General features: G+C 56.0%; 11 protein-coding genes and 2 pseudogenes. 7 read left to right on the forward strand and 6 right to left on the reverse strand.

Going from position 1 to position 17186, the window contains the following annotated elements; translation table 11 throughout:
• The first annotated feature begins 157 nt into the window (after positions 1-157).
• Together G6L01_RS18750 and G6L01_RS18755 are read left to right on the forward strand one after the other, a co-directional pair.
• A complete protein-coding gene (locus G6L01_RS18750) occupies positions 158-829 on the forward strand; it encodes an Imm26 family immunity protein (protein WP_197432609.1) in 672 nt (223 codons plus the stop codon).
• Positions 830-965: 136 nt separating this feature from the next.
• Positions 966-2093 (forward strand): annotated as a pseudogene (locus G6L01_RS18755) (IS3 family transposase).
• Positions 2094-2195: 102 nt separating this feature from the next.
• Here the strand turns inward: G6L01_RS18755 and G6L01_RS18760 are convergent.
• The 3 genes and pseudogenes from G6L01_RS18760 to G6L01_RS18770 all read right to left on the reverse strand — a co-directional run.
• Positions 2196-3132, reverse strand: a pseudogene (locus G6L01_RS18760) (IS3 family transposase); the annotation flags it as partial.
• 143 nt (positions 3133-3275) lie between these two features.
• Positions 3276-4598, reverse strand: a complete 1323-nt coding sequence (locus G6L01_RS18765) for an ATP-binding protein (RefSeq protein ID WP_070167918.1) — start codon at positions 4596-4598, stop codon at positions 3276-3278.
• A complete protein-coding gene (locus G6L01_RS18770) occupies positions 4591-5316 on the reverse strand; it encodes a response regulator transcription factor (protein ID WP_070167919.1) in 726 nt (241 codons plus the stop codon). Before G6L01_RS18770 ends, G6L01_RS18765 begins: the two co-directional genes overlap by 8 nt.
• Positions 5317-5558: 242 nt before the next feature.
• On the opposite strand from G6L01_RS18770, the gene G6L01_RS18775 reads away from it, so the two are divergent.
• The 3 genes from G6L01_RS18775 (at position 5559) to G6L01_RS18785 (ending at position 10689) form a co-directional block, all read left to right on the forward strand.
• A complete protein-coding gene (locus G6L01_RS18775; RefSeq protein WP_070167920.1) occupies positions 5559-6635 on the forward strand; it encodes an efflux RND transporter periplasmic adaptor subunit in 1077 nt (358 codons plus the stop codon).
• The gene (locus G6L01_RS18780; protein ID WP_070167921.1) at positions 6632-9736 is read left to right on the forward strand and encodes an efflux RND transporter permease subunit; all 3105 of its coding nucleotides are present in this window, start codon (positions 6632-6634) and stop codon (positions 9734-9736) included. Before G6L01_RS18775 ends, G6L01_RS18780 begins: the two co-directional genes overlap by 4 nt.
• A gap of 176 nt (positions 9737-9912) precedes the next feature.
• Positions 9913-10689 carry a DUF3313 domain-containing protein gene (locus tag G6L01_RS18785; RefSeq protein WP_174089306.1) on the forward strand — a complete coding sequence of 259 codons (777 nt, stop codon included), beginning with the start codon at positions 9913-9915 and terminating at the stop codon, positions 10687-10689.
• 98 nt (positions 10690-10787) lie between these two features.
• On the opposite strand, the gene G6L01_RS18790 is transcribed toward G6L01_RS18785, so the two are convergent.
• The gene (locus G6L01_RS18790; RefSeq protein ID WP_070167922.1) at positions 10788-11723 is read right to left on the reverse strand and encodes a helix-turn-helix domain-containing protein; all 936 of its coding nucleotides are present in this window, start codon (positions 11721-11723) and stop codon (positions 10788-10790) included.
• A 218-nt stretch (positions 11724-11941) separates the two neighbouring features.
• Between G6L01_RS18790 and G6L01_RS18795 the strand changes: the two genes are divergently transcribed.
• Positions 11942-13327, forward strand: a complete 1386-nt coding sequence (locus G6L01_RS18795; protein ID WP_070167923.1) for an NtaA/DmoA family FMN-dependent monooxygenase — start codon at positions 11942-11944, stop codon at positions 13325-13327.
• 58 nt (positions 13328-13385) lie between these two features.
• On the forward strand, positions 13386-13895 hold the full coding sequence (locus tag G6L01_RS18800) for a flavin reductase family protein (RefSeq protein WP_234891887.1): 510 nt from the start codon (positions 13386-13388) through the stop codon (positions 13893-13895).
• A gap of 226 nt (positions 13896-14121) precedes the next feature.
• Here the strand turns inward: G6L01_RS18800 and G6L01_RS18805 are convergent, their stop codons facing one another.
• Both G6L01_RS18805 and G6L01_RS18810 read right to left on the reverse strand, forming a co-directional pair.
• Positions 14122-15612, reverse strand: a complete 1491-nt coding sequence (locus G6L01_RS18805; RefSeq protein ID WP_070167924.1) for an MFS transporter — start codon at positions 15610-15612, stop codon at positions 14122-14124.
• Between the two features lie 85 nt (positions 15613-15697).
• Positions 15698-17161, reverse strand: coding sequence for an acyl-CoA dehydrogenase family protein (locus G6L01_RS18810; RefSeq protein ID WP_234891886.1), 1464 nt, complete (start codon positions 17159-17161; stop codon positions 15698-15700).
• Between the last annotated feature and the right edge of the window lie 25 nt (positions 17162-17186).

A 17186-nucleotide genomic window follows, 5' to 3' on the forward strand; every position in this document is an offset into this window, starting at 1 on the left:
GGTGGCGAGTCGATTATTATCATCCTTATTTGGAGTGACAAAAACATATCAAACATATACGAAAACAAACCCCGAAACCAACAAAGTTTACTCAGGGCGGACAAGTGGAGCCGGCACTCCTGCCGAAAATATTGGTAAGCGAGACGCTAACCACCACATGAATACCGAAGGTTATGCGCCAGCCCGCTTAGACAAAAGCTCCCCTAATAAAGATGCGATAAGAGGCCGCGAGCAGCAACTAATAGAAGAAAATGGTGTCACGCAATCCATTCGTGGTACATCCGGAAATAAAATTAACGGAATCTCTGATAAAACCCACGTAAAGGAGATTATACGGATGCAAAACGAAAGGAACTTCCCAATGAATAATAGAAGAAAACCAAAGGCTGGAAGTATACTTGAAATAAAAATTGATGAAAATTTATCTTTTTTATGTCAAATATTAAGAAACAATCAGATTGCTGTTTATAATCATGATGTAGATAGAGATTCAATTGTTAAAAATAATATCGACACCGATGACTGCATATTCATTGTATCTGTCATGGATAGATCAATTAAATCAGATAGATGGCCAATCATAGGACATTCAAATATACCAAGTAGACTTGATCGGCCATTCTTTTATTTTATAAAAGACATAATTACCGGCGCATTTTCGATTTACAATAGCTCTAACGGAGCCATCAGCCCTGCTACTTATGACGATATTAGAGGACTAGAGGCGGCGGCGGTGTGGGACGCAAACCATATTGAAGACAGAATAAGAGACCATTCACGAGGAGTTCCGAACAAGTGGGAAATAAGCCTTTCTCCCGATAAAAAATAGCTAGCCTTACGAAAGTAAAAACCTCGACAACCGCTAGAATCGGCTCGGAAATCTTTTGCTCTGATCCCCAGAAACTGGACCGTTCATAACTGGAGTTTTCCGCGGTAATTTCCCGGCTGGGAAAAGGAGCGGAAGTATGAAGGCATCGAAGTTTTCGGACGCCCAGAAGGCGTTCATTTTGAAGCAGGGCGAGGATGGTGTGCCGGTGGCCGAGATCTGCCGGAAGGCGGGGATCAGCCAGGCGACGTATTTCAATTGGCGCAAGAAGTATGGAGGCCTGCTGCCCGACGAGATGCGCCGATTGAAGGCTCTGGAGGATGAGAATTCCAGGCTCAAGAAGATTGTCGCTGATCTGACGCTCGACCGGGAAATGCTCCAGGAAGGCATCCGCCGAAAGCTCTGAGGCCTGCCCGGCAGCGCAAGCTGATCGACGGGATGCTGGTGGATTGGGGCATATCGATCCGACGGGCCTGCAAGGTCCTGAGGTTCGACACCTCGACATACCACTACAAGTCCCGCCGCACCGGACAGGCCCCACTCGAACGACGCATCAAGGAGATTTGTGAGACACGCGTGCGGTATGGCTACCGGCGTGTTCATGTTCACTTGCGCCGCGAAGGCTGGAAGATCAATATGAAGAAGATACGCAGGATTTACAGAGAGTTAGGACTCCAACTGCGCAACAAGCATCCGAAGCGCCGGGTAAAGGCAAAGCTCAGAGATGATCGCAAGGAGGCTGTCGGGCCGAACGACGTCTGGGCGATGGACTTCGTTCACGACCAGCTCGCGACCGGCAAGAAGCTGCGTATCCTCGCGACAAACGCTTTGCGTTTGCGCTGACGTGGTCGATACCCACTCGCGCTACTGCCCGGCCGCCGACGCCCGCTTCACTTACCGGGGCGAGGATGTTGTCCAGACCCTGGAAGTCATCTGCCGGAAGACGGGATATCCCAAGACGATCAGGGTGGACAATGGCAGCGAATTCATCTCCCGTGATCTCGACCTCTGGGCCTATGCGAACAACGTCACCCTGGACTTCTCGCGGCCAGGCAAGCCGACAGACAACGGCTTCATCGAGGCGTTCAACAGCAAGCTGAGGTCGGAGTGCCTGAACGCCCATTGGTTCCTAACCCTTGCAGATTCCCGCGAAAAGTTGGAGACTTGGCGTAAGTACTACAACGAGGAACGTCCTCACTCGGCGATCGGATATAACGTCCCCATTGCCCTGCATAATCCCGGTGGCGCAACCAGTCAGCCATCGTGATCAGAGCCGGAAAACTCTAATTCCCGGCGGTCCAAGGTTTGGTCCCAGAGCAAACCCCGGAAAATTCCAGCTCCCGCTGGACCAAAATCGGGGGGCACGTCAATAGCAGTTGCCCTTGCCTGACATCGATGGCCGCACGCCGTGGACCTGCAGCTTTTTCTGGAAGTCGTAGGAGCAATATTGGCTGCCGCGACCGGAATGGAAAATACATCCTTTGGGTGGCTGGCGCAGGTTTATGGCCATTTCCAAGGCTCGGGTCGCCAGGTCCTTCTTCATCCGGTCGCTGACAGCCCAACCAACCACGCGCCGACTGAACAGATCGATGACGACCGCAAGGTAGAGCCAGCCCTCAGTGGTCCAGATATAGCTGATGTCGCCCGCCCATTTCTGGTTGGGCGCAGCAGCCAGAAAATCCCCGTCCAGCAGATTGGGAGCAACGCCAAGGTGGTGCTGGCTATCGGTGGTGACCTTGTGGCGGTGGGTGCGAATAGGCCGTATCCCATTGATCTTCATCAGCCGTCCCACACGACGCTCGCTCACTTCAAGCCCCACCTCTTTGAGCTCCATTGTCATCCGAGGCCTGCCATAGGTGCCACGGCTCAAGGTATATTGCTCGCGGATGTGCGCCAGCAGCTTCAGATCTGTGCGAGCACGCTGGCAGGTGGGGCGCGACGCCCAGGCCCGATAGCCGCACGTGGACACCTGCAAGACGCGGCATAGTCCTTCGACAGGCCAGCGATCGCGGTGCTCATGAATGAAGGCAAATCTCACGATTTTTGGCTCGCGACGAACTGCGTAGCTTTTTTAGAATGTCCCTCTCCTCCTTGAGGATACGGTTTTCCAGGCGCAGCCGCTCATTCTCACGGGCCAGATCGGCCTGTGGCTCCGTTACCAGATCTGTCGGGCGATAGTGAGAAATCCACTTGCCAAGCGTCGACTTGCCCACCCCCAAATCCGCTGCAATCCGTTCCCGTGACAGCCCGCTGGTCAGCGCAATCCGAACAGCCTCTCGCTTAAAATCTTCAGTATGTTTAATCATCTCGCCGGTCTCCTGATCCAAGCTTAAAACGCTCAGGTGACCGGCACAAATCCGTTACAAGTCCAATTTGAGGTATTCAATTTTTCAAGCTGAGGATGCGTCAGCATCTTCGAGACTTGATATTAGAGCATCGTTCCGATGCTCTAAAGCGCGAGCTGGGGTATGTCGATCCGTACAATAAGGCCCGTCGGGTGATTGGACAGTAGGGTAATTTTGCTCTGATGGGCATGTGCTATATCTGCGACAATCGACAGACCGAGGCCAAAACCAGCGCGTTTGCTACGCGAAGCGTCTCCTTTGAAAAACGGTTCGAAAACCTTTTCTCTGAGATCTTTGGGAATGCCTGGTCCGTCATCGATCACCAGGATCGAAAAAACTGGGCCATTGACCTGGAGTTTGACGAGGATGGTTTTTCCAAACTTGGTTGCATTGTCGCAAAGATTGGTGACTGCCCGCATGATCGAGAGCGGTCGGCAGTTGGCGATCAGCTTGTTCGGCCCCTGATATTCGACATCGAAGCCTATGTCTGAAAAATCACTGCAAACGGTTTGCAGGATGCTCGCAACATCAACGCGTTCAATACCTTCGGTTGCAAAATCATCACGGAGATAGTTCAGGCTTTCGGTCAGAAGATCATCGATATGATCAATATCCGTCAGCAGGGCTTCCCGTAAGGCACCGGCCTCCATGCGCTCCGAGCGCAATCTGAGCCGCGTCAAGGGAGTGCGAACGTCATGACTAATCCCCCTCAGCATTCGGGTCCGGCCATCCACCATGATGCGAATACGATTTCGCATGCCGTTCAGCGCACGGGCAAGCAGTAGGATCTCAATCGTGCCGCGCTCCTCGAAAATCTGGGAGCTATTGTTGATATCCGACTTTATCGCTGCCTCGGATATTCTCTTTATCGGTTCGGTCACCGCCCTGATCGCAAAGGCGAAGAAAAAAGCCATCAAGACGACCACCGCGATAAAGTAATAGGTCGTTTGGCTGAGAAACGAAGTCGTCAGAATCGTATCGGGAAGACCGAAAAATATAACCATTGTCTGGTCATCCACTTTCTCGGCAAACACACGACGGCCATCCAGAAACGCGCGCCAGCCGCCAAGGGGCGGTTCCCCGTCAGGCGGAAACAGAAAATCGACAAATGTCTCGGCAAAACCCTGGAACTCGGGGGAGGTCTTGAACTTGTCAGACAGCGATATCGGTGCAAGCGAGACCTCCAAGCCTGCGCGTTGCGCGTTGGTTAGAATGGAGGTGCGTTCGTCAGGAGAGGCCTGTGCCAAAACAAGCGCGAGGGTCCTGACCTGTGTGGCGGTGCTTTCCAGATTGGGGATGGCGTAATCATTTTTCGCGACATTTTCCAATGTCCTGCCTGTTAAGATGACGGTGACCAATGCCAGGAGAATGATGACGGTGATTTGGCCGCGAAGGGTTCTTGGTAACGCACGAAAATTCCTAGACATGAACCTCTTCCACGACGGCAGTGAAGACATAGCCACCCAAGCGAACCGTTTTCAAAAGCGCCGGGTCTCGCGGGTCTTTTTCGATCTTCTGTCGCAACCGGCTGATATGGACATCAATGCTGCGTTCGATCGGGCCTGCCAGGCCCGCATGGGTCGCGCTCAGCAATTGCTCCCTGGTCAGCACGCGTCCAGGGTTTTGGCAGAAGGCCAGCAGCAAATCGAACTCATGGGTGGTCATTGCAACGCGAGCGTGGCTTGGATCGTGGATCTGCCGCCGGGCAGGATCAACCTGCCATCCATCGAAGCGGAAAAAGCTTTTCCGTAAACTGTCTGGCCGTTGAGATGTCACTCTGGAGCGCCTGAGAAGACCTTTGATCCGTGCCGTCAATTCCCTGAGAACGAAAGGCTTTGTGACATAGTCGTCAGCGCCGATTTCCAGACCGACGACACGGTCGATATCGCTGCTCACCGAGGTCAGCATCAGGATGGGAATATCGCCGCTGCCTCGAAGCCGCCTGCAGATGCTAAATCCGTCCTCTCCGGGCAGCATCACATCGAGGACGACGAGATCGAACTCCAGTGCACGCATCTTGGCGTCCATGTCGGCGCCATCCGCTGCGACCTCGACGAGCATTCCTTGCTCGTTGAGGCTATCGCGGACCATGCCGGCAATCTGCTCGTCATCTTCTACAATCAGGATCTTGGGCGCTTCCGACATCGCTTATCCATTGTTGCTTGTAAAAAGGGTCGCTTCCCCTTCAAAACATTCTCTTACCATAATCGTTTCAGGCTTCGGACGTCTTATATATTAAGATTTGTTGTACTCGATCGGACCAGACGACAGGCCTTTAACAAAACTTAACAGAATGAAACACCCAACCGATCATCCATGTGGGAGAGAACGGCAGTCAATCTGCTGCCTCTTTTACCGGAGGCACGCCAGCAAACACTGGAGTGCACATGCTGAGACGAATGATCCTATGTACCACAGGCGTTTTTGCCGTGCTTCTAAGCGCCTGTTCGGATGAAGCCAGCACGCAAAAGACACCTCGCGCCATTAAGGCGGTCACAGTCAAATCGGAGCTTGTCGGGGAGGTCTTTCGCCAGACCGGCGAGATCCGTCCGCGTTATGAAACGCCGATGAGCTTCAGGATCGACGGACTGGTGGCTTTTCGCGTCGAGACGGGATCATCCGTGAAAAAGGGGGATGTGCTTGCAACAGTAGAAAAGACGCCAGCCTTGATCAACGTCGCGTCCGCATCCGCGCAAGTCGATGAGGCAAAATCGGATCTGGCACTGGCGGATTTGACCGCAGCCCGGAACTGGGAACTCATTGGCAAGAATGCGGTATCGCGAGCTCAGGTCCAGCAGAGCGATGCCAATCTGCAAGCGGCGAAGTCAAAGCTCGAAGTCGCCGCCGCGACTTTGGCGAGCGCGCAACAGAACCTCTCCTATACGGATCTGAAAGCGGGACGAGACGGTGTCGTTTCAGGCGTCTCCATCAATGTGGGCCAGGTCGTGACCACAGGGCAAACGGTTCTGACCCTCAGCTCCGACACCGAACTCGACGCGGTCTTCGACGTGCCTGAACAGATGTTGATTGAAAACCTGAACGAAAGCGACGTGGAGGTCAGCCTGCTGTCCAATCCGACCCTGACCGCCAAAGGAAAGGTTCGTGAAGTCACGCCTTCCGCTGACGCGGCGACGCGCACCTACCGGGTCAAAGTCACGCTGGATGGTGCCTTGGGCAGCGCGCCTCTGGGCGCTGCGGTTGCCGGCAAAGTAACCCTTTCGCCAAAACGTCTTTTCAAGGTTCCGGCATCTGCACTGACCAGCCGGGGGCAGGACCAGGCGGTTTTCGTCTACCTGCCGGAAACCAGGACACTCCAGGTTCGCTCGGTCAAGATCGAACGATATGGCGAAAACGACATGCTCATTTCAGAAGGACTGGCCGATGGCGACATCGTCGCCACGGCCGGGGTGAGCAAATTGCGCGATGGCGAGGCGGTTACTGTTGAGAAGGGGGCGCAATCGTGAGCGAACAATCACCCCAGTCGCGTGCCCGGTTCAATTTATCGAAATGGGCTCTTGGCCATCAGTCATTTGTTATCTTCCTGATGTTTGCCGCGATCATCAGTGGCATCCTGAGCTATCAAAAGCTCTCGCGTAATGAAGATCCACCATTCACCATCAAAACGATGGTCGTCGGGGCGCGTTGGCCGGGTGCCAGTGCGACAGACACTGTGAACTTGTTGACCGACAAACTCGAAAAGAAGCTCTCCGAGACGCCGCATCTCGATTATACCCAAAGCTACACGCGGCCCGGCCAGTCGGTCATCATGGTGAACCTGCGTGACGACACGCCGCCCGCTGAAGTCGATGGTATCTGGTACACGGTTCGCAAGAAGATCTCGGATATCACCTCGACATTGCCCGAAGGGGTCGAGGGGCCATTCTTCGACGATGAATTCGGTGACACCTATGGAAGCATTTATGCTTTCCGGGCAGAGGGGATCAACCAACGTGAACTGCGCGACCGCGTGGAGGCAATCCGTGGTGAAATCCTGTCCTTGCCAGATATCGGCAAGGTCAACATTCTCGGCACCCAGGACGAGCAGATCGTCATCGAATTCGCGCAGAGCAAGCTTGCCAGCCTGGGTATCGATCCGTCTGCCGCAATCGAAGCCATCAGAGCCCAGAATTCCGTCAATCCGATTGGAACCGTCCGGACCAGCGAGGAAAAGATTTCGGTTCGTGTCACCGGAGCCTTTGCCTCCGAAGACAGCCTGAAAGATATAACCTTAAAGCTTGGCAGCCGATATTTTCGGCTCGACTCCATCGCGACGATCTCCCGCACGATCACCGATCCGCCTGCCGCCTCGGTGCGGGTAAACGGAAAGGAGGTCATTGGTCTGGCCGTTTCGATGGCAAAGGATGGAAACCTTCTCTCTTTCGGCGAGGCCCTGAAAGATCGCATGCACGCGATTGCCTCCAATCTTCCCTACGGGATCGAGATGATCCAAGTCGCGGATCAGTCGGCAGTCGTCAAGGATGCCGTCAACGGCTTCATGAAGGTTCTGGTGGAGGCGATCGTCATCGTGCTGGCCGTCTCTTTTGTCTCCCTGGGGGCAAGGGCCGGGTTGGTTATCACCGCCTCCATTCCCATCGTTCTTGCCCTGACATTCCTGGGTATGGAATTGACCGGCGTCGGACTTCAGAGAATTTCGCTGGGCGCCTTGATTATCGCATTGGGCCTGCTGGTGGATGATGCGATGATCACCGTCGAAAGCATGGTCTCCTGCCTTGAAAAAGGCAAGTCGCGTCTGGTTGCGGCAACCCATGCCTATGAGACCACCGCATTTCCGATGCTGACCGGCACATTGGTGATGATCGCAGGCTTCATTCCAGTGGGTTTTGCCGCCTCAAGTGCGGGAGAATATACCCTCTCCCTGTTCATGGTGATCCTGATTGCTCTGTCGTCCTCCTGGATCGTTGCGGTACTGTTTTCGCCGATCCTTGGCACCTGGATATTGCCCCGCAGCCTTGCACATACCCATAAGAAGACGGGTATCGTCATGGCTACCTATCGCAAAATACTGGGCTGGAACCTCAAGCATCGGTGGCTGACGATCCTGTTGGCGACTGCCGCTTTTGCCTTGTCCCTTGGTGGGCTCGGGCAATTGAAACAGCAGTTCTTTCCGGCGTCCGACAGACCGGAACTGCTGGTCAGTCTCACGCTTCCTCAAAATGCATCGCGGGCCGCGACAGACATTCGTGCGCGCGAATTGGAAGCGATCTTGCGAACCGACCGCGACATCGATCATTTCATCACCTATGTCGGTTCAGGCTCCATTCGCTTTTATCTGCCGATGGATCTGCAACTCGACAACGACAATGTCACGGAAACAGTCGTCGTCGCCAAAAGTGTTGAAAAACGGGAGAGTGTCCGCCGCAAGATCGAAGCTGTGCTCAATGAGCGTTTTTCGGATATCGTCACGCGTGTTTCGCCTCTTGAACTCGGTCCTCCCGTCGGATGGCCGCTGAAGTTCCGGGTTTCCGGGCCGGATTATCAGCAGGTTCGTGCCCTGTCGACAAAAGTGGCTGCGATCATCGGTCAAAATCCAGATACCCGCGACGTCAATCTCACGGCTGGCGAACCGCAGAAAAGCGTGACGATCAAGGTCAACCAGATCGAAGCGCGCACATTGGGTATGAGTTCGGAATCCATCGCCAGTGAGATCGCGGCCGTCTTTTCGGGATCGAAAGTCACCACGGTTCGCGACAAGGACAAACTCGTTGATGTCATGGTCAAGGGCGTTGAAGCCGACCGTAACTCGGTCTCGACCATCGGCAATCTCGAACTGCGCACCGGCGATGGAAACTATGTGCCGCTTCGGCAAGTCGCTTCGGTTGCCTACGGGATGGAAGACCCGATCATCTGGCGCCAGCAAGGAAAGCCGATGATCACTGTTCAGGCTGACGTTGAAAAGAATGCGTTGGCCGCCATGGTCGCCGAGCAAGCCGATGCCCAGCTCAATGCTCTGCGCGCGGAGCTTCCCATGGGTTACTCTATTATTGCAGGCGGCATCACGGAAGAATCCGAGAAAGGCAATTCGTCGATCTACGCCGTTATTCCTGTGATGCTGTTTGCCATTGCAGTTCTGTTGATGGTCCAGATGCAGAGCTTTTCCAGAATGGCCTTGGCTCTGTTCATGGCGCCATTCGGCCTCATCGGCGTGGTCGCAGCCATGTGGCCGACTGGTACGCCCATGGGTTTTGTCGCGCAACTTGGTGTCATCGCCTTGTGCGGGATGATCATTCGCAATGCCGTCATTCTCATTCAGGAGATCGACCAGAACGTCGCACTTGGGCAAGCGCCCAAAGACGCCATCATCGCGGCCGCGATCCATCGCGCCCGTCCGATCGTTCTGACCGCCTGTGCCGCGATTCTCGGGATGATCCCAATTGCCGCCGAGATTTTCTGGGGCCCCATGGCCTTTGCCATCATTGGCGGGCTTGCCGTGGCAACCGTGCTGACCCTGACGCTACTGCCTTGTGCGATGTCGTTGCTGCTGAATGCCGAACAAAAGTCGCGATCGAACGATGATCCGAACGGCAAAGCGGAGGCTCAACCGTGAAGATGATCGCTCGATATCTGCCGGAAACGCAATTTCGAAAAACCATCCATTCCCCTGCTATCCATTCCATGAAAGTCACGAAAATGAAGACGCATCTTGCCGATAGCAAAGCTCCCAACTCACCCGTTTGCCATGTTCATTCCGCCAAGGGGAAGGTGGCGGGTCTCCTTCTTGTGATGGTATTGGCTGGGTGTAGCTCCGTTCCGCTCACTCAGTCCGGTACGCTGTCCTCCTATAAAGGCTTGGGTCCTGTTGAAGGTCACGTCAGCAAATCGCGCAGTTTTGCTGACACCCCGGCTATAGTGGCGGCGCAAACGGTTTCCATTTCTCCCACACGTTTGTCGCCGCTGGCCTCTTCGAGGCTCCATGACGCCGGGAATGACAGGCTGGTCTCCAATGCTCTGGATCGCGCAATGTGTATCGATCTCAGTGATAAATACCGGGTTGTTGCTCCCGGAGAGGCGGCTGATCTCACCGTTCACGCCGTAATAACCGACATAGTACCGACCAGCAAAGCCGTGGCGGGCCTGTCGACCGCAGTCACATTGGGAACCTCCTTCGTTCTTCCTGTGGGTGTCCCACGTCTGCCAATCGGCCTGGGAGGTCTTGCTGTCGAGGCGGAGGCGGTTGACGCAAAAGGTGCTCAACGAGCGGCCATCGTCTGGTCCCGCGGTGCAAATTCCATCACCAATACTGCGCGTGTTTCAGAAGTCGGTGACGCCTATGGCCTCGCATCGTCATTTGCCAGCCAGTTCTCAGAGATACTGGTAAAAGGCCGTCAATCCTCCGGTTTGGACCTTTCCTTGCCCTCAGGCCAAAAATTGAAGTCGCAACTGGGTGGAAAGCCCAAAAATGCGGCGTGTGAAGTGTTTGGGCGGGCACCGGGTCTTCGCGATGTTCTGGCCGGAGCCGTTGGCGCACCACCGTCCTGGACCGATCGCCCAACCAAGTGATGTTGTCCCTGCGGTTGAGTGAGACGGGCGGGCGTCTTGTTCGTAGCTTCCGACAGAAGCGGCAGATCACACCACATAGACGGCGCCACAAGCGCCGCCTACTGTCCCCTATAGTCGCGAGGAGCCACTCCGAAATGGTGCCTGAAGGTTTTACTGAAGTGCGAAAGGTCGTTGAAGCCCCAACGGAACGCGATTTCACTGATTGAGATAGCGGCCTCAGCACGAAGGTCGTTGGCGCATCGCTCCAGACGCCGCTTGAGCAGCAGGCGGCTGAAGGTCTCGCCGCTCTCCTCCAGAAGACGGTGGACGTAGCGGACCGATATTTTGAAGTGCTGCGCCGCTTTGGCGGGGGTCAGTGTGGGGTCTGCGGCATGCGCGCCGATAAACTGAATAACCGACCGTGAAAGTTGCGATCTGAGTGTCCCCCGGGCGCGGTCTTCTTCGCTTGTGGACACGCCTGCCGTCATGGCGATGAGATCAACGATGTGATTTGCAATCGGCGTCGAGGCAGATCCAATGTGTTCGGCATTCTGCGCAACGGATTTCAGATAGTCGATGGCGACGGACGCTATGGGATGCGCACTGGTAAAGCGGATTGCCGTCTGCTTGTCTGCCTGTTTCAGCAATGGTTTGAGCATGGCTCGCGGGATGCGGAAGGAATATTGGGTCCAGTCATCGCTACAGTAATCGTTGAGATAAGGCTCGGTTGAGTCCACAAGCGAAAAATCACCTGGTTCCAGCAGTGCTTCCCGGGAGCCTTGCATCATCCGGCACTGTCCCTTGACCTGAAGATTGAGGAAGTAGACTTCGTGCGGCATACGGCTGATATCCAGGCGTCTGCGATGGATCTTCTGCCGGCTCGAGGAAATGGTTGTGACGTTGATGCAATCGAGAAGATTGGCCTTTACCTCTCCCTTGAAGCGCTGCTCGCCCTCAAGAATGGGATTGAGGGCAATATAGGCTTCGCACAGAACCTCCCTCCAATAGGGAAAGCGGTCCCGCTCCGGCATTTCGTTCGCGTTCCAGACTGCCATGCCATCGCCTCCAGGGGGCACTATTCGCAAGTTTAGAAGCAATTATCATGCCAGTCATCTCATCGGGCCCGCAAACGGCAGTGCCGCGAATTCGAAAGGCTGACGGCCTTCCTGCACGGTCAGCATAGTCGGTGTTCACTGTCAGCCAAGACGCAAGCCAACCTGTCTCATAGTCTTTGTCCTGGGAGGAGCAACAAAGATCAACAGGAGCAGCAGACATGCGCAAACGGCTTATATTCAATTGCTTCACGATGAACGTTCCCTCGCACATCTACCACGGGACATGGCGGCATCCGAAAAATCAGCTCGCCAGCTTCAATGAGTTCGAGACCTGGTCAAAGCTGGCGACAAAACTGGAAGAGGGGCGGTTCGACGCGATGTTCTTCGCGGACATTCTTGGCATCGATCCGGCCTATGATGGCAAGTGGGATGCTTATTTCCAGCAAGGTCTTCATATGCCTTGCAACGACACCTTCACCTTGTGCGCGGCTCTTGCGGGGGTGACGAAAAACCTTGGTCTGGTTTTCACCAGCTCGATCCTGTCCGAGCATCCTTTCGCGTTTGCAAAGAAGGCCTCGACCCTCGACCATATCAGCGGCGGCCGTATCGGCTGGAATATCGTCACAAGCGTGACGGACAATGCCGCCCGCAACTTCGGCTATGACAAGATTGTCCCGCATGACCAGCGCTATGACTGGGCGGACGAATATATGTCCGTTCTCTACAAGCTCTGGGAAGGGTCCTGGGAGGACGGCGCGTTGATCGCGGACCGTGAGAGCGGCGTGTTCAGCGATCATACCAAAGTGCATCGGATCAATCATGTCGGAGAGCGTTACAAGGTGCAGGGGCCGCATCTGGTCAGCCCTTCTCCGCAACGGACGCCAATGCTCTACCAAGCAGGGGCCTCCAAGCGTGGCAGCCAGTTCGCGGCGCAGCACGCGGAGGGAACTTTCGTTCTCTATCCGAATGTCGGCGGTGCCCGGATCGGGATTGCCGGCACCAAGGCGGTGGCGGCGCAGATGGGGCGCGGAGCCGAAGACCTTAAGTTCATTCAGGGCCTGTCCTTCGTCGTCGGCAGCACGATGGAAGAGGCGGAGCGGAAGGCTGCGGAGATCGACGAATGGGTCAGCTATGAAGGCCTTGCCGCGCATGTCAGCCGCGACATGGGTGTCGATCTCTCCAATCTCGACCCTGACAAGCCGGTCGATGAGTCCGGTCTCGATGGCCTGCAAGGTTACGCACGCATGATCGAGATGGGCAAGCTAAATGGCGAAAAGGCCACCGTCAAGGAGGTCGCAAACGCGCTTTCCTACAATTGCCGCATTGTCGGCACGCCGGAAAGTATCGCCGACGAATTGGCGCTTTGGCAGGATGCGGGCATTGATGGCATCAACATGATCTGCCAATTGCACCCCGACACCTATATCGACTTCATCGATCACGTCACGCCGGTCTTGCAGGATCGTGGCCTTGCCCAGCGTGACTATGCCGAAGGCCCTTTGCGACAAAAACTGTTCGGTCACGGCCCGCGTCTTCCAGATAACCATCCCGGGGCAGCACATCGCGGTGCGTTTTCCCAATCCGCTCAGGCTGCTGCTGAATAATTTCGCAGGGGAGCCTGCCGATGCTGGGCTCCCCGCCTATCAACTCTGGAGGGATGGAATGTCTGAAATAATCCATATGGGGGCTGCGGATGACGTGCAGTTCAAGGACGCAATGGCTATGATGGCCGCAGCCGTGAAAGTGGTGACAACCGATGGTCCCGCCGGGCGGGCGGGTCTGACCGTAACCGCTGCCTGCTCGGTGTGCCAGGAGCCGCCACGACTGCTGGTCTGCGTGAACGTGACAGCTTCGGCGCATCCGTTCTTGCAGCAGAATGGCAGGCTAACGCTGAACATCCTTGCCGCCGACCAGCAGGATGTCGCAATGGCTTTTGGCGGCAAGGTTGCGCAGGAAAAGCGGTTTGATCTTGGTGAGTGGACTGAGGACGACCTTGGGCAGCCATCGCTTCAAGGTGCATGCGCGCGCTTCACCTGTTCTGTGCATGAAACGATGCAGTCAGGCACGCACACGATCTTCATCTGCAATGTCCATGTCGCATCCGGTGACAAGGACAAGCTGCCACTGATCTATTTCGACCGCAACATGATGCCGCTTGCAAAAGTGGCGTAGTATCAAAGCCTTGAAAATAGCTCAATTTTATCAGAGGTTTGAGATCTTTTCAAAGGAATACCAGGAGTCATTTTCAATGGCTCCTGGTATTATGTAATAAGCCGTGCTGCTGGGGTGGCCCGATCTAGGGACTGGTGCGGGACAAAGACAGCCGTTCTTCAGGCAAATCCAGGCACCCATCCGGTATCAACAACGTCCTCTCGGGACCTACCAGACATGGCTAGGGTCATGAGGTCGTCGCTGTTGCCCGATCGGGAGCTGTGTCTACCGAGGGCTGATGGAGCACCCATGGTTTCGGATATCTCGGAAGCATGGCGGCGAGAATGACTGCGACCAGGGCGATTGCAGTCAGCATCAGCAGTGGACCAACGTAGCTGCCCGAACTTGTCTTGACCACACTGACGAGGAATGGAGCCAATGCCAGGGCCGGGGAGGTGATTGCGAGGCTGAGACCTTGCAGGGCGGCGAAGGATTTCAGTCCGAAATACCTGGCGATCAGTGTCGGACCGAGAGTGGATTCTGCGCCGGTTGCGAAGCCAAGAAGCGCCATGGACAGGTAGAGAAGCGCAGGATTGCCGCTATTGACGAGGGCAAGTGCCAGACCGATCGGAACCGTCGCCAGGAGAACCGCGACCACCCATGGATGGTTTGCCCGATCCAGGACGGCTCCGGCGGCAAGCAGCCCGATAACCGAGGTGCTGAAGCACATGGACAGCGCAAGAGAGACGGTCGCCGGATCGATGCCTGTCTGGCCGTAGAAGTCCACTGCGTTCTGGCGCATGGCAATCGGCCCTGCGGCGGCGAATGCGATGAACAGCGTGATCGAGATCCAGGCGCGTGTCGGAATTGCCTCCTTGAACGGGACGCCGGGCAGATTGACATCCACGGTCTTCGGCACTTCCGCAGCCGTACTCACCTTCGGTTCGGAGATAAGCCAAAAGGCAGCGGGGATACCGATGACGGCGATCGCGATTGCGATCACGTAATAGGCACCGTTCCAGCCAAGCCCGGCATATATGCTGGGGTCGATGGCCGCAACCACTGCTGCGGATTTGGATGGGTCTTCAGTGCCCATGCCCGGCATCATTGGTAGTGACACCGGCGCATTGCCGTTTACAAGCCATTGGAACAGGGGAGAAAAAATTGCGCTGAACAGGCTGGATGCGACCCCGATAAGGCCGAAACCGACGCCCCGATGCTTGGGGAACCACTCGGAAATCACCTTGAACGCTATACCCAGACTGGACCCGAATCCAAAAATCGACGCGAGAACGAGAAGTATTCCCATCAGCCAGAGCTTGCCCGCAGCAAGTGGTATGATCGCCGTGACAAGTGCGTAGAGGATGATCCCGGGAAGAGCGACACGTCGGGCACCCAACCGATCAACCCATTGTCCGGCGAAAGGCAGGACGAGCGGACCGATAATCAGCGGCAAAGCGACAAACATCAGCATAGCTTCCGGCAGCGGTGTCCCGGTTTTCATCGCGAATGCGGGCACCACGAACGGAGTGAGTGCCGAGAGGCCAGCCGGCCCCATGGCCACAAGAAGAAGACTGCCGATAAGTGCGGCCTTTGCCTTGCTGGGGGCCTTTACGAAGTCGGCGATATACTGTTTCCAGCTGACTTTCGGCGGAGCGCTATCGCGCGCCGGCATTGTTCCACTTGAATAGGGCGTAGCGGGAAGCCCCTTCGCCATAGATAGATCCGTTTGAGACATCGGAACTCCTTGAACTCAGTGAAGGCGGACGCCGACGGTGATGACCGCGCTATCCGAAGTTGATGATGGCGATCGGTAAGGAGGCTTAACCTCGCGCGGGTGTTGTACCTGGTGGGGGCGTCATGCCTGGTGGTGGGGCCATGCCTGCTGGAGGTGTCATGCCCGGTGGAGGTGTCATGCCCGGTGGAGGCATATGCGATGGACCCTTACCAGTAGGAGGTGAGCCTGGAGGAGGTGAACTCAGGGCGGCAATCATCGGGAAAGGTTCGAGACCGAACATGTCGCGTCCGTTGATTTCGGCCATTGGATCGATCCGGAACGCACCATGCGTCGCCAGCACATGGATATCGCGCAAGGCGCGTTGCAACGGATTGCTGAGGACGACAGCGGACGAGCCAAGTGCGAGTAGGAGCCCGTCGACCACGCGCAGGCATTCATGGATCTGGTGGACGAGGTCCATGGTGATCTCGGGTTCGTTCCAGGGGAAAAAGTCTTCCCCTGCAATCGCACGCCGGTCGATTTCGTCGGCGTGGCGCCAGAGCACGGCATTCGCTCCGTTGACAACGGCGCGCGCCTTACCGGCAACCATTTGGATGGAGGCCATTTCCGACATCGTCTTATAGGGAAGGTTGAAGGGTGGTCGCTTCTTTGCCTGTTCGAGGAAAGAGTCGAGGGCACCTTGCGCTATACCGATCGCCAGGGCCGCGAAGGTGCATGTCATGGCGACCATGCCGCCAATCGGGCTGTGTTTGAAGGCTAGCCCGGAATATTTGCCCTTCAATGAGTCCATCACCCGCGGCAGATCATTGGTGTGAACGACGCGGTAGTCGGGAACAAAAATTTCCTGGTCGGCCCGGACGCTGTTTGAATTTGTCGCTTGCAGGCCCATGACATGCCAGTCATCGACGATTTCATATTGGTCGCGTGACAGGATACCCATGGCGCGCAACCGCGCGCCGCTTGTCGGGTCGTCATATTCGAACCCGACGGCTCCCCAGGCAGCATGTTTGCAACCGCTGCCGAAGGACCATTTCCCCTTCACCATGTAGCCTCCGTCGACCTTGCGGCCATCACCAACCTTTGGCGCGAAGACGGTGGCACCAAACATGATTGGCCCAACCCAGTCCTGGATGCCGGCGAAGACTTCGTCGCGGGCCTTTGGATCGAAGCCCAGGGCATTTCTGGCGGCGCTCGAGACGATCACCAGCCAGCCAGCGGAAGCATCGCCCTGGCCAAGCGCTTTGACGATTTCCGCAGAATCGCGCGCGCCCAGTGCATAGCCTCCAAGCTCGGTCGGGATGGTGATCTTGAAGGCACCGGAGCGATCGACGGCCGCTAGCGTCTCTGGCGCAAGCGCACCGAGCTGTTCGCTCTCAGCCGCATGTTTGCGCAACAGCGGCAGCATCTCGAGGATGTCGTCGCGTATCCGACGCCCAACCTCACTGAGATACGGCGAGTCTGGAAATTTCGGCTGGTGAGGAAGGCCCCCTGCCAGCGGTGGAAACTCCGGAGGAAGACCCCCTACAGGCGGTTTGTTTTGCAAGGTCATCGGTTGCTCCACGTTACGAGAGTCG

It is taken from the genome of Agrobacterium vitis (genome assembly GCF_013337045.2).
In the GTDB taxonomy this organism is placed as follows: domain Bacteria; phylum Pseudomonadota; class Alphaproteobacteria; order Rhizobiales; family Rhizobiaceae; genus Allorhizobium; species Allorhizobium vitis_B.